Source organism: Streptomyces longisporus (genome assembly GCF_039532765.1).
Classification (GTDB): domain Bacteria; phylum Actinomycetota; class Actinomycetes; order Streptomycetales; family Streptomycetaceae; genus Streptomyces; species Streptomyces longisporus.
Genome location: NZ_BAAASG010000007.1, coordinates 344,928 through 357,284, shown reverse-complemented (window position 1 = coordinate 357,284; position 12,357 = coordinate 344,928). Strand labels below are relative to the sequence as shown.

The following is a 12,357-nucleotide window of genomic DNA, read 5'->3' as shown; positions in this document are numbered from 1 at the left end:
ACCGGGTGCTCCGCGAGCCGGACGGTCGCCATACTCGCCCCATGTCTCCCGCGCCCGTCCGCTTCCACGACACCCGCCGCACGGTGTACGACTTCGCCGGGTCCGCGCTGGTGCGCTGCCCGCGCTGCGAGCGCGTGGCCCACTTCGAGCGGCGCCCGGGCCGGGCGGCGGACGCTCAGGGCCGGACGTATCCGGAACGGCGTCTGGTCTGCCGCTCCTGCGGCCTGTCCCGCATCCACACCGGACCGCATGGCGCGACCCGACGGCCCGGGCAGGGTTGTTACAGGCCGGCCCTGTGGCTGCGGGCGGCGACCAGGCACGGTGAGTTGTGGGCGTACAACCTCGAACACCTGGATCTGATCAGGCGGTTCGTCGCCGCCGATCTGCGGGAGCGGGCGCCCTGGTATGACACCGGGCGGAAGATGACGCTCGTCGCGAGGCTGCCCGCCTGGATCAAGAGCGCCAAGAACCGCACCGAGGTACTGCGCGCGATCGACCGGCTGCGGGCGTCGGTCACTTCGGGCTGAGGCCCAGCCGGGCAAGGGCCTGCGGCACGTCGGGGACGGCGGTCACGCCCTGAGGCAACGGCGGCCTTCGTACGACCACGACCGGCAGCCCAAGGCCGCGGGCGGCCGTGAGCTTGGCGGCCGTCGCCTCCCCCCCGCTGTCCTTCGTCACCACGACGTCGACCAGGTACTCGCCGAGCAGCGCCGTCTCGTCCTCTACCGTGAACGGCCCGCGTGCCAGCAGCACTTCCGTGTGCGGCGGCATCGGCGGCTCGGGGGCCTCCACGGACCGTACGACGAAGTGACGGTCCGTCAGGTGTGCGAAGTTGGACAGGCCCATGCGTCCCGTGGTCAGGAACACGCGGGGGCCGAAGCGGGGCAGCAGGTCCGCCGCCGCGGCCAGGGACGGGACCATGTGCCAGCGGTCCTCGGGGCCGGGCCGCCAGCCCGGCCGGCGCAGGACGACCGCCGGGACGCCGGTCGCCGATGCGGCCTGCGCCGCGTTCGCCGTGATCGCCTCGGCGAAGGGGTGCGTGGCGTCCACGAGAGCGTCCACGCGCTGCTCGCGCAGCCAGTCGGCCAGCCCCTGCGCCCCGCCGAAGCCTCCGACACGTACGTCCCCTGCCGGCGCGCCCGGCCGGGTCACCCGCCCCGCGAGCGAGGTCGTGACGCGTACGCCGGGATGTGCCGTAAGCGCGGCGGCCAGTTCGCGGGCCTCGGTGGTGCCGCCGAGGATCAGGACGTGGGGAGACATGGGTGCGAGCGTACGAGGTCGGCGGCGGGCGTGGTTGCGGGGGATGCGGGACGGCCGCCCGGTGGGGGCACCGGGCGGCCGTCTCCTCTGTGCGCTCAGCCTTGGCGGGCCTTGAAGCGCGGGTCCTTCTTGTTGATCACGTGGACCACGCCCCGTCGGCGGACCACCTGGGCACCTGGCTTGGACTTCAGCGAGCGCAGGGACGTGCGGACCTTCATGGTTCTGCTCTCCTCGGGTAGGGCGCGGGACCCGTCAGTGACGGGTCGCCGTGGGGCGGCCGTAGCGGCGCTCGAAGCGCTCCACACGGCCGGCCGTGTCCAGGACCCGTGACCTGCCCGTGTAGAAGGGGTGGGACGCCGAGGAGATCTCTACGTCGATCACGGGGTAGGTGTGGCCGTCCTCCCACTCGATCGTCTTCGACGAGTCGGCGGTGGAGCGGGTCAGGAAGGTGACATCCGCGGTGCGGTCGCGGAAGACCACGTGGCGGGAGACGGGATGGATGCGGGGCTTCATGGGGTTTTCCTTTCCGGGACCGCGGCCGGAGGGTGGTTCCTCAAGGCCGCGGCCTGGTCGTCGCGGGCTGCTTCAGCGCTCCTCGCGGAACTCGACGTGCGCGCCGGCCACGTGGTCGTACTTGCGCAGGACGAGCCGGTCGGGGTCGTTGAGGCGGTTCTTGCGGGTCACGTAGGTGACTCCGGTTCCGGCCGTCGACTTCAGCTTGACGACGGGGCGCGCGGTGCTGCGTGCCATGAGGTTCTCCCTTCGCCCACGCCACGGATCTTTGATCCGAGCATGTCAATCACAGCCGGTCCAACAACGGCTTCGGCCGTCGCATTCCCGGGGTGGCGGGCTATGCGCGGTTATCTTCCAGGCATGGAGTCCGTACCTGAGTCGGGAAGTGAGTCTGTGCGTGGGTCCGTGCGTGCCGTTCTCATCGACATCGACGGGGTGCTCACCGTCTCGTGGCAGCCGTTGCCGGGGGCGGTCGAGGCGTTGCGGGAGATCCGCGAGGCCGGGTTCGGGGTCGCGCTGGTCACCAACACGACGTCGCGGACCCGGGCGTCGATCGCCGGGACCTTGCGGGAGGCGGGGTTCGCCGTCGAGGCGCAGGACATCCTGACCGCGCCCGTCGCCACCGCCGCGTATCTCGCCGAGCACTGTCCGGGGGCCCGGTGTGTGCTGCTGAACAGCGGCGACATCCGGGAGGATCTCGACGGGGTCGCGCTGCTGGACCGTGCGGATGTCGACCCTGACGATGCGGAGAGTGTGCCGTATGTCGTGATCGTCGGGGGTGCGGGACCGGAGTTCGACTACGACGCGCTCAACCGGGCCTTCGGGTATCTGCAGCGCGGTGCCCGGCTGGTGGCCGTACACCGGAATCTGTACTGGCGTACCGATGCCGGGCTGCAGCTCGACTCCGGGGCGTTTCTGGTGGGGCTGGAGCAGGCGGCCCGGACCGAGGCCGAGGTGACGGGGAAGCCGTCGGCGGCGTTCTTCGAGGCGGGGCTTGCACGGCTCGGGGTGAGGGCGGGTGAGGCGCTGATGGTCGGGGACGACATCGAGTCCGATGTGCTGGCGGCGCAGCGGGCCGGAATCACCGGGGTGCTGGTGAAGACCGGCAAGTATCTCCCGGAGACGCATCGGGACGCGAGCGGTACGCCCGATCACGTCATCGAGTCGTTTGCGGATCTGCCGGGGTTGTTGCGGGGGTCGACGCAGGGGTAGCTCGATCAGCGCAGGAGCAGTTGCAGGCCGCCCACGATCGTCGCGGCGATCACGAGCTGCTCGAAGAGGCGCTGGTTGATTCGGTTCACAGCCCATTTGCCGAACAACGCACCGGGCACGACGAACACCGCGAGTGCGGCGTCGAGGAACAGCGAGCGGCCGTCGATCAGTCCGAGGCCGGCACTGAAGGGCACCTTCGACACGTTCACGATCAGGAAGAAGAACGCCGAGGTGCCCAGGAAGCCGAGCTTGCGGAAGCCCGCCGACAGCAGGTACATCGACATCACCGGGCCGCCCGCGTTGGCGACCATCGTGGTGAAGCCGCCGAGCACGCCGTACGAGCGGGCCTTGACCCGGCCGGACCTCGTGGCCACCGAGTCCGGCTCCTCGTCGGTCTCCGCCGTGCGCCGCCGCCACACCGTCACGCCCGCCATCAGCAGCAGGATCGCGCCGATCGAGGTCCGTACGATGCCGTCGTCGGCCCACATCAGGAACACCGTGCCGACGACCACGCCCGCCGCGACCGCCGGGAACAGCCGCCACAGCGTGGGCCAGTGGGCGTGCCGCCGGTAGGTGAGGACGGCCAGGACGTCGCCGACGATCAGGATCGGCAGGAGTACGCCGGTGGAGGCGCGGGCGGGCAGCACCGCCGCGAAGATGGCGAGGCTGACCGTGTTGGCGCCGCTCACGGCGGTCTTGGAGAAGCCGACGAGGAGGGCTGCGCAGGCGAGGGCGGCGAAGTCCCAGCCGGTTATGTGCCAGAGCGTCATCGTGTTCATGCGGGAACCGATGCTATGTGCAGGCAACGGGGCGTGTAAGTACCGTCTCGCTGGTTGGCACCCGGCGGTGGTGTCGCCGTGTGCTGGGGGCTGCCGCCCCCAGACCCCCCTCGGCCCTTAAGGGCACTCGTCCTCAAACGCCGGACGGGCTGAAAAACAGTAATCCTCAATGCCGCTCCACCAGCACCGCACTCCCCTGCCCCACCCCCACACACATCGTCGCCAGCCCTCGCTCCGCCCCCGTCCGCCGCATCCGGTGCAGCAGCGTCGTCAGGATCCGTGCTCCCGAGCAGCCCAGCGGATGGCCCAGGGCAATCGCCCCGCCGCTCGGGTTGACCAGGTCGGGGTCGATGCCGAGCTGGTCGACGCAGGCGAGGGCCTGGGCGGCGAACGCCTCGTTGAACTCCGCCTCCTGGATGTCGGCGACGGTCCAGTCGGCGCGGGCCAGGACCTTGCGGGTGGCGGGTACCGGACCGATGCCCATCACGTCGGGGTGGACTCCCGCCGAGGCGCCGGCGACGTAGCGGCCCAGGGATTCCAGGCCCAGGTCGTTGAGGGCTTCCTCGCTGACCAGGAGGAGGCCGGCGGCGCCGTCGTTCATCGGGGAGGCGTTGCCCGCGGTGACCGTGCCTCCGGCGCGGAAGACGGGCCGTAGGCGGGAGAGTTTCTCGTACGACGTGTCCTCACGGATGCATTCGTCGGCGTCGACGAGCACACCGTCGGGGCGTTCCACCGGGAGGAGTTCGTCGTCGAAGTGGCCGTTCTTGCGGGCGTCCGCGGCGCGTTGGTGGCTGCGCAGGGCGAACTCGTCCTGGCGTTCGCGGGTGATGCCGTAGCGGTCGGCGACCTCCTCCGCGGTCTCGCCCATGGAGAGCAGGCCGTGGATGTCCTTCATCGCCGGGTTGACCAGGCGCCAGCCGAGGCGGGTGTCGACGGTCTCGATGCGGTACGGGAGGGCCTCGTCGGGGCGGGGCAGGACGAAGGGCGCGCGGCTCATGGACTCGGAGCCGCCCGCGAGGACGATGTCGGCCTCTCCGGCGGCGATGGTACGGGCGGCCGACGTCACCGCTTCCAGGCCCGAGGCGCACAGGCGGTTGACCGTGGCGCCGGGGACGGATTCGGGGAGGCCGGCGAGCAGGGCGGCCATGCGGGCGACATTGCGGTTGTCCTCGCCCGCCTGGTTGGCGGCGCCCCAGTAGACGTCGTCGATGCGTGCCGGGTCGAGGGCGGGGACGTCGGCCACGAGGGAGCGGATCACGTGCCCGGCGAGGTCGTCGGGGCGCACGGAGGACAGGGCTCCGCGCAGCTTTCCGATGGGGGTGCGGCGGGCGGCCGCGAAGTGGACGGGGCGCACGACAGGACTCCTGACCGACGGCACACTTAATTAGCGCTGCTAGTTTTGGAGTGTAGACCGCTGCCGCGCCGCCTGGGAAGATCCCGGCAGGTCACCACCGATGCAGCTGGAGGAGACAATGGCCGACGCCCGCGAGCACGTCGCCACGGGGAGCCGCGGCTCGATCGCCGTACGCGAGTGGCCCCGGGAGCGGCCCCGGTACGTGGCGCTGGTCGTGCACGGCTACGGCGAGCACGCCGGCCGGTACGAGGAGGTGGCCGGTGTGCTGGTCGAGCACGGGGCCGCCGTGTTCGCGCCCGATCATGTGGGGCATGGCAGGTCGGCCGGCGAGCGGGTGCTGGTCGAGGACTTCGAGGACGTGGTCGGTGACGTCCATGTCGTGGCGGAGCTGGCGCGGTCCGCGTACCCCGGGCTGCCGGTCGTGCTGATCGGGCATTCCATGGGAGGGCTGATCTCGGCCCGTTACGCCCAGCGCCACGGCGACGAGCTCGCCGCGCTCGTGCTGTCCGGCCCGGTGATCGGCGCATGGGAGCTGCCGGGACAGCTGCTCGCGCTCGACGAGATCCCCGACACGCCCATCAGCCCGGCCTCGCTGTCCCGGGATGCGGCGGTCGGGGCGGCGTATGTGGCCGATCCGCTGGTCTGGCACGGCCCGATGAAGCGGCCGACCGTGGAGGCGTTCGCCCGGACTCTGGAGACCGTCGCCAAGAACGGTGACGTCGGCCGGCTGCCGCTGCTGTGGCTGCACGGCGACGACGACCGGCTGGTCCCGCTCGCCGGGAGCCGTGTCGGCGTCGAGCAGCTCAGCGGCGGCGACCTCACCGAGCGGATCTATCCCGGCGCCCGGCACGAGGTGTTCAACGAGACCAACAAGGCCGAGGTCTTCGCGGATCTGTCCCGGTTCCTGGACGACGTGCTCACGGACTGAGACGCCACCGACCAGCCGCGCCTGCTGTTTGCAGCACTTCGCCATGGGCACCCGAGATCGCGTGGAGTGACCGCAACGGCTGGAAGGAGAAGCGCCCTGATGACTGCGGTGAAGAGCACACTTCCGGAACCGGCCCGCAAGATCGCCGGTGACGCGCTGCAGAGCACACTCGTGGATCTTCTCGGACTCTCACTGATCGCAAAGCAGGTGCACTGGAACATCGTGGGCCCGCGGTTCCGCTCGATCCACCTCCAGCTCGACGAGGTGGTGGCCACGGCCCGCACTTACGCCGACACGGTCGCGGAGCGCTCCTCGGCGCTCGGCCTGCCGCCCGACGGGCGGCCCGAGACGATCGCGGCGGCCTACACGCTGCCGGGTCCGAAGGACGGCTGGGTGCGCGACACGGACGTCGTCCAGCTGATCGCGGACGCGCTGGAGGCGGCGATCGGACGGCTGCGCGAGCGCATCGCCGCGACCGCCGAGCCGGATCCCGTCACCCAGGACCTGCTGATCTCCCTCACCGCTGAGCTCGAGAAGCAGCGGTGGATGTTCGACGCGGAGAACTGGCCGCGCGAGGACTGACCCGTCGACGGCCGGACCATGCACGTACGGAAGGGGCACTCGATGACCGACGCCCTCGAACTCGACGCGCTGTGGGACGACTTCCACCGCGCGGTGAACATGACCTCCCAGGAGCTCGCGGCCTGGCTGCGGGTGAGCGACGCCGGCGAGAACACGGAGCCCCTGCCCGAGCAGGCGGGCTCGCCCACCGGGCAGCACGTTCTCGCGATCCTGCAGAAGCGGCGCACGGACCTCACGGACGACGACATCCGGGTGATGTACGAGGTCGTGGACACGGTGACGGAGGAGTCGGACCTGGAGAACGAGCCGGAGGCCGAGGACACCGACCGCCGGCACCGGCTGATGACGATCGGCCACGACCCGCTGAAGCCATGAGCGGCCAGAAGGACGTCGTCCGCGAACTGGTGCGGGCACATGGGCGGACGTTCGCCGAGGAGGCGGGCATCACGCTCAAGGACACCCCGCAGCCGCTGTACCGGTTGCTGGTCCTCGCGCTGCTGCTCAGTGCCCGCATCCGCGGGTCCATCGCCGTCGACACCGCCCGTGAGCTGTACCGGGCGGGGCTGCGCGACCCGCGCCGGATGGCCGAGGCCGACTGGCAGCAACGGGTGGACGCGCTGGGCCGCGGCGGTTACCGACGCTACGACGAGCGCACCGCCACTCAACTCGGTGACGGCGCACAGCTGTTGATCGAGCGGTGGGGCGGGGATCTGCGCCGGATGCGGAAAGAGGCGGACGGCGACGTCGACGAACTGCGCCGTCTGCTCCAGGAGGTCCCCGGCCTCGGTCCGGCCGGCGCCGACATCTTTCTGCGCGAGGCCCAGCGGGTGTGGCCGGAAGCCGCACCGTATCTCGACCGCAAGGCGCTCGACGGAGCGGAGCGGCTGGGTCTGCCGAAGGACCCGGACCGGCTGGTGAGGCTGGGCCGGAACACGCAACCGGCTGTGCTCGCGGCCGCGTTGGTGCGGGCCGCGCTCCACAAGGAGGTGGCCGAAGACAGTCTCCGCCGCGCAGCATGATCGTGTAACACTGCTCGCACGCACGCCCTTTTGGGCCTGTCGAGCAGAGGAGCGTCACGTGACGGGGACCGAGCCGGCCGCACTGCGGATCGACACGACCAGGCCGCACCCGGCCCGCGTCTACGACTGGTTCCTCGGCGGCAAGGACAACTACCCCGTCGACGAGGAGTTGGGCCGGCAGATCGCGTCGATCCAGGGGGACGCGCCGCGGGCCGCCCGCGCCAACCGCCGGTTCATGCAGCGCGCCACGCGCAGGCTCGTCGAGCAGTCGGGAATCCGCCAGTTCCTCGACATCGGCACGGGCATACCCACCGAGCCCAACCTCCACCAGATCGCCCAGCGCGTCGCGCCGGAGGCACGCGTCGTCTACGTCGACAACGACCCGATCGTCCTCGCCCACGCGAGCGCCCTGCTGCGTGGCACCCCGGAGGGCGTCACCGAGTATTTGCAGGCCGACGCCCGCGACCCGGCCGCCATCCTCGAACAGGCGGGCCACGTCCTCGACTCCGCCCGCCCCATCGCCCTGTCCCTGATCGCCCTGCTGCACTTCATCGCCGACGAGGACGGCGCCTACGACCTGGTGGGCACCCTCGTCGACACCCTCGCACCGGGCAGCTGCCTGGTCCTGTCCGCGATGACGGCCGACTTCGAGCCGGAGAACGTACGGCGGGGCATCGAGGCCTACGCGGCGGGCGGAGTGACCCTGGTGGCCCGCACGCACACCGAAATGGGCGGCTTCTTCAAGGGACTCGACCTCGTCGAGCCGGGGATCGTGTCCGTGGTGGACTGGCATCCCGAACTCGGCGTGGACGAGACACCGGACGGCGAGGGGCCCGTGTCGCTGTACGGGGGCGTCGGCGTGAAGGTCTGACTCAGGGCCGCCGGTCACCGCGGAGGAATTCCGCCAGAGCGCTCAAGTCCCGTTGCCCCAGGCCATGTTCGGCGGCTTCTCCCACCAGCCGCCTGTTGGCAGCGGCCTGGTGCATGGGTGCCCGCACGCGCTCGGCGAGGGCGAGGGCCAGGTCGAGGTCCTTGGCGACGAGGTCGAGGGTGAAGGCGACCGTCGCGCTCTCCGGGTGCAGATACGCGTCCTTCTTGTACTGCACGAACGGCGCCCCTGCGGCACCGGCAGCGAACACCTCGTACGCCGCCTCCCGGGCGACCCCGGCCCGCTCGGCGAGGACGAGCGCCTCCGAGAGGGCCTGGTTGAGGCCGAGAAGCAGGGAGTTGACGGCCAGCTTCATCGCCGCGCCGGTCCCGGCGGGGCCGACATGGACGACGTGGGAGGCCAGCACGTCCAGCACGGGTCGGGCCTGTTCCAGGGCCGATGCGTCCCCGCCCGCCATGACGGTGAGCCGGCCCTGTTCGACGAAGACGACACTGCCGGAGACGGGGGCGTCCAGCAGGGCCGCGCCCGCCTTTTCGACGAGGGGTGCCAGGGCGGTCACCGTTTCGGGGGCGACGGTGCTGGTCTCCACGACCACCGCCTCAGCGCGCAGCCCGGCAGTGACGCCGTCCTGGCCGCCGTATGCCTCTCGTACGGCGGTGTCGTCGGCGAGGGAGACGAGGACGACGTCCGCCGCCGCGGCCGCCTCGCGGGGCGTGTCGGCGACGGCGGCCCCGGTCGCCTCGGCCTTGGCGCGGGTGCGGTTGTACGCCGTGACCGCGAAGCCGCCCTCGCGCAGCCGAACCGCCATGGCCGCGCCCATCCGGCCGGTGCCGATGACCGCGACGGGCGGTCGCGTTTCGTTCGTACCGGTGTCGCTCATCCCAGCAGCCACCCGCCGTCCACGTTCAACTCCACTGCGTTGACCGACCTGTTGCGCAGCAGGAAGTCCACCGAGTCCACGACGTCCGCCACGGTGGCGAGCCGTCCGGTCGGGGTCCTGGCACGGAGGGCGGCCAGGACCTCCTCCGGTTTGGACTGCCAGTAGGGACTGTCGCCCACGACTCCGGGGTGGACGGCATTGACGCGGACCGGTGCGAGTTCGACCGCGAGGGTGTTCACCAGACCGCGTACGCCCGCGTTGACCGTGGCCACCGTGGTGGCGCCGGGGTAGGGGCGCTCCTTGGCCTGGCCGCCGAAGACGACGATCGCGCTGTCGTCGGTCATGCGCGGCCGCAGCACGTGCACGACCTCGGTGTAGCCGACCAGTTTGGTTGTGACGAGGCGCAGGGCGGCGGCGATGTCGTAGTCCGTCGCCCGGTTCTCGTCGCGGGAGACGCCCGCGAGGACCAGGTGGTCGACACGTCCGACGTCCGCCAGGGCCGCGGCGATCTCGCGCGGCCGGGACAGGTCGAGAGCGAGGCCTCGCGCGCCGACCTCCTTGGCGACGGCGTCGGCGCGGTCCGGGTCGCGGCCGGTGAGGACGACGTCGTCGCCCCGCTCGGCCCGGACCCGGGCGAACTCGCGGCCGATGCCCGACGTGCCACCGACGACAACGACGCTGCTCATGACTCCAGGGCCTCCCTCAGGTACTCCCAGTCCCGCGTGAACCGGTACGAGTGGCGCGGCGGCGGCTGCGGCGCCTGGGTCTCCAGCCAACGCAGCGGCCCCGTACCGGCATTGGCGAAGCCGTGCACGCAGCCGGCGCCCGCCCAGGCGCAGTCGCCGGGTCCGAGCCGGTGGCGCTCGCCGTCGAACACCGCGTCCGCCTCGCCTTCGAGGAAGTAGTACGTCTCCTCGAAGGGGTGGTCGTGGGTGCCGGCGACGCCGTCGGGCGCGTACTGGACCATGAACATCGTCGAGGCGACCGCGCCGAGGTCGCTGTCGACCATCATCTTGACGGTGATGCCGCTGTAGACGAGCAGCGCGGTGCGCATGCTCGCGGAGACGGCGAGAAGGTCCTGGGACTGTTTGCCGGGGTCCATCTGGGCGGGCTCGAAATGGCCGAAGATGCGGGTGCGCGGGTCGCGGACGTCGATGCGGACGGGGCTGCGCGCAGGCAGGTCGCGCACGGCCTGGGTGTCGTGGCCGTAGCGCGCCCGCGGGACCGGGGCCAGCATGTCCGCCCAGCGTGCGGGCGCGTCCCCGATGCCGCGCCAGGCGTGCGGGACGCCGGTCGGCAGGATGCCGTAGTCGCCCTCCTCCAGGAGGTACGAGCCCTCAGGCATGTCGAGGATCACGGTCCCGCCGAGGATGTGGAAGCTCTCCTCGTACGAGTGCACATGCGCCGACAGCCCGCCGTCCGGGCGCAGTTCGCACAGGCCGAAGCCGGTGTGCACACTGCCGTCGTCCTCGCCGACCAGGGTGCGGCGCCGGTAGCCGTGTGCGTCGTACGGCGGCTCGGCCGCGTCGGCGGCCCGCCGCACCAGATGCCGGGTCATGCGCTCGGCTTCGCCTCCTTCGCCTTCGCTTCCTTCGCCGCGAGCAGCCGGTCGCGGGACTCCTCGACCAGTTGCCGGGCCCGAGCGACGTCGGCCGTCAGCCTGCCGTCGCGCTTGCGGATCACGCCGTCGACGATGACGGTCTCCACGTTGGAGACGTCCGCGCACAGCGTGACCGCGGAGGCCGCGTCGTGCACCGGCGCGATGTTCAGTGCGGTGGCGTCGAGGGCGACGACGTCGGCGCGCTTGCCGGGGGTCAGGGAACCGGTGCGGTGCTCCAGTCCCGCGACATGCGCGCCGTTCCTCGTGGCGATCTCCAGCATCTGACGTGCCGTCAACATGGTCTCCGGCACGGGCATGTTGGCCTGCCAGCAGTCGGCGTTGAGCCGGGCACGTTCGGCGCCGAAGGCCGCGCGGATCTGGGTGAACATGTCGCCGGGCACGGTGGTGACGACGTCGATGCTCAGGGACGGTCGCAGTCCGTGCTCGATCGCCGCCATCACGGGCGGCCAGCCGTGCCCCATCTGGGTCTCCACCTGCGGCGCGATGGAGACCGTACCGCCGCTGTCGGCGACCATCTGCCACTCGTCCTCGTGCAGGTAGCAGCAGTGGATGTAGGTGGTGTCCGGGCCGAGGAGGCCGAGGTCGTTGAGCTGTTTCACCATGCCGAAGCGGCCGGCGAGGCGCCCCATCGCCACATGCACGGTGATGGGGATGTCCAGTTCACGGGCGAGCGCCCATTCGGAGGTGACGACGTCGCCCACGCAGAAGCCGGGGCCGCGGGTGGCCAGTGCCATGGTTAGCAGACCGTCGTCGGAGGAGAAGTACTTGGCGCGGATACGGCGGACGTCGTCGCCGGGGATCGCGATCTTGCTTTCGAACCAGTAGTCGGCGAGGGAGGTGTTGGCGCTGCCGTAGGCGTACTGGGCGCGGATGCCGGTCTCCGTCAGCGCCTGGATCGCGGCGTCCGGGTGCTCGGGCGTGTTGTTGATGTGGGACCAGTCGACGAGCGTGGTGATACCGGCGTTGAGGCACTCCAGGGCGCCGGCGAGGTTGGCCGCGTACACGTCCTCGGGGGTGTACAGCGGGGCGAAGGTGTCGAGGATGTCGACGAAGTAGTCGTCGAGGGTGGCGTCGGGGGCGACGCCACGGATCGAGGCCTCCCAGGTGTGGCGGTGGGTGTCGACGAAGCCCGGGATCACGATGCGGCCGCTCATGTCGAGGACCTCGGCGTCGGCGCTGATCTCCGGCTGCACCGCCGCGATCCTGCCGTCCTCGATGAGGACGTCACCCCTCGGCAGATCCCCGACGGCAGGGTCCATCGAGAGCACGTGCCCCGCGCGAAGCAGTATCCGATCGGTCATCGCGCTTCCTCCTCAGGGG

At 71.2% G+C, this 12,357-nt stretch carries 17 protein-coding genes; 7 read left to right on the top strand and 10 right to left on the bottom strand.

Annotated features, from left to right (window positions below):
• Nucleotides 1-41: 41 nt before the first annotated feature.
• Nucleotides 42-527 carry a hypothetical protein gene (locus ABD355_RS13270; protein WP_344400431.1) on the top strand — a complete coding sequence of 162 codons (486 nt, stop codon included), beginning with the start codon at nucleotides 42-44 and terminating at the stop codon, nucleotides 525-527.
• Here the strand turns inward: ABD355_RS13270 and ABD355_RS13265 are convergent.
• The 4 genes from ABD355_RS13265 to rpmG form a co-directional block, all read right to left on the bottom strand.
• Nucleotides 514-1,260, bottom strand: coding sequence for a cobalt-precorrin-6A reductase (locus ABD355_RS13265; RefSeq protein WP_344400430.1), 747 nt, complete (start codon nucleotides 1,258-1,260; stop codon nucleotides 514-516). The genes ABD355_RS13270 and ABD355_RS13265 overlap by 14 nt on opposite strands.
• A gap of 95 nt (nucleotides 1,261-1,355) precedes the next feature.
• Nucleotides 1,356-1,478, bottom strand: coding sequence for a type B 50S ribosomal protein L36 (gene ykgO / locus ABD355_RS13260; RefSeq protein WP_344400429.1), 123 nt, complete (start codon nucleotides 1,476-1,478; stop codon nucleotides 1,356-1,358).
• Between the two features lie 34 nt (nucleotides 1,479-1,512).
• Nucleotides 1,513-1,773: a type B 50S ribosomal protein L31 gene (locus ABD355_RS13255; RefSeq protein WP_344400428.1), complete on the bottom strand. Its 261-nt coding sequence runs from the start codon at nucleotides 1,771-1,773 to the stop codon at nucleotides 1,513-1,515.
• Nucleotides 1,774-1,845: 72 nt separating this feature from the next.
• Entirely contained in the window at nucleotides 1,846-2,010 is a 165-nt protein-coding gene (gene rpmG, locus ABD355_RS13250) for a 50S ribosomal protein L33 (RefSeq protein ID WP_030935936.1), read from the bottom strand.
• A gap of 123 nt (nucleotides 2,011-2,133) precedes the next feature.
• Between rpmG and ABD355_RS13245 the strand changes: the two genes are divergently transcribed.
• A complete protein-coding gene (locus tag ABD355_RS13245; protein WP_344400427.1) occupies nucleotides 2,134-2,985 on the top strand; it encodes an HAD-IIA family hydrolase in 852 nt (283 codons plus the stop codon).
• 5 nt (nucleotides 2,986-2,990) lie between these two features.
• Here ABD355_RS13245 and ABD355_RS13240 read toward each other — a convergent pair whose 3' ends face one another.
• Together ABD355_RS13240 and ABD355_RS13235 are read right to left on the bottom strand one after the other, a co-directional pair.
• Nucleotides 2,991-3,764: a sulfite exporter TauE/SafE family protein gene (locus ABD355_RS13240; RefSeq protein ID WP_344400426.1), complete on the bottom strand. Its 774-nt coding sequence runs from the start codon at nucleotides 3,762-3,764 to the stop codon at nucleotides 2,991-2,993.
• Nucleotides 3,765-3,930: 166 nt separating this feature from the next.
• Nucleotides 3,931-5,118, bottom strand: a complete 1,188-nt coding sequence (locus tag ABD355_RS13235; protein ID WP_344400425.1) for a thiolase family protein — start codon at nucleotides 5,116-5,118, stop codon at nucleotides 3,931-3,933.
• A 118-nt stretch (nucleotides 5,119-5,236) separates the two neighbouring features.
• Here ABD355_RS13235 and ABD355_RS13230 point away from each other — a divergent pair, with 118 nt between their 5' ends.
• The 5 genes from ABD355_RS13230 to ABD355_RS13210 all read left to right on the top strand — a co-directional run bounded on the left by ABD355_RS13230 (nucleotide 5,237) and on the right by ABD355_RS13210 (nucleotide 8,518).
• On the top strand, nucleotides 5,237-6,046 hold the full coding sequence (locus ABD355_RS13230; RefSeq protein ID WP_344400424.1) for an alpha/beta hydrolase: 810 nt from the start codon (nucleotides 5,237-5,239) through the stop codon (nucleotides 6,044-6,046).
• A 99-nt stretch (nucleotides 6,047-6,145) separates the two neighbouring features.
• Nucleotides 6,146-6,628: a ferritin-like domain-containing protein gene (locus ABD355_RS13225; RefSeq protein WP_115910514.1), complete on the top strand. Its 483-nt coding sequence runs from the start codon at nucleotides 6,146-6,148 to the stop codon at nucleotides 6,626-6,628.
• 42 nt (nucleotides 6,629-6,670) lie between these two features.
• Nucleotides 6,671-7,003, top strand: a complete 333-nt coding sequence (locus ABD355_RS13220) for a DUF3140 domain-containing protein (protein WP_344400423.1) — start codon at nucleotides 6,671-6,673, stop codon at nucleotides 7,001-7,003.
• A complete protein-coding gene (locus ABD355_RS13215) occupies nucleotides 7,000-7,647 on the top strand; it encodes an HhH-GDP family DNA glycosylase (RefSeq protein ID WP_344400422.1) in 648 nt (215 codons plus the stop codon). Before ABD355_RS13220 ends, ABD355_RS13215 begins: the two co-directional genes overlap by 4 nt.
• Nucleotides 7,648-7,705: 58 nt before the next feature.
• Nucleotides 7,706-8,518 (top strand): SAM-dependent methyltransferase, encoded by an 813-nt coding sequence (locus ABD355_RS13210; RefSeq protein WP_344400421.1) that lies wholly within the window; start codon nucleotides 7,706-7,708, stop codon nucleotides 8,516-8,518.
• A gap of 1 nt (nucleotide 8,519) precedes the next feature.
• Here ABD355_RS13210 and ABD355_RS13205 read toward each other — a convergent pair whose 3' ends face one another.
• The 4 genes from ABD355_RS13205 to ABD355_RS13190 are packed head-to-tail and all read right to left on the bottom strand — an operon-like array spanning nucleotide 8,520 to nucleotide 12,338.
• Nucleotides 8,520-9,416: an NAD(P)-dependent oxidoreductase gene (locus ABD355_RS13205; RefSeq protein ID WP_344400420.1), complete on the bottom strand. Its 897-nt coding sequence runs from the start codon at nucleotides 9,414-9,416 to the stop codon at nucleotides 8,520-8,522.
• Nucleotides 9,413-10,102: an SDR family NAD(P)-dependent oxidoreductase gene (locus ABD355_RS13200; protein ID WP_344400419.1), complete on the bottom strand. Its 690-nt coding sequence runs from the start codon at nucleotides 10,100-10,102 to the stop codon at nucleotides 9,413-9,415. The genes ABD355_RS13205 and ABD355_RS13200 overlap by 4 nt, the downstream gene beginning before the upstream one ends.
• Complete coding sequence (locus ABD355_RS13195; RefSeq protein WP_344400418.1) at nucleotides 10,099-10,974, bottom strand: cupin domain-containing protein; 876 nt, start codon at nucleotides 10,972-10,974, stop codon at nucleotides 10,099-10,101. Before ABD355_RS13195 ends, ABD355_RS13200 begins: the two co-directional genes overlap by 4 nt.
• On the bottom strand, nucleotides 10,971-12,338 hold the full coding sequence (locus ABD355_RS13190) for an amidohydrolase family protein (RefSeq protein ID WP_344400417.1): 1,368 nt from the start codon (nucleotides 12,336-12,338) through the stop codon (nucleotides 10,971-10,973). The genes ABD355_RS13195 and ABD355_RS13190 overlap by 4 nt, the downstream gene beginning before the upstream one ends.
• Nucleotides 12,339-12,357: the final 19 nt, after the last annotated feature.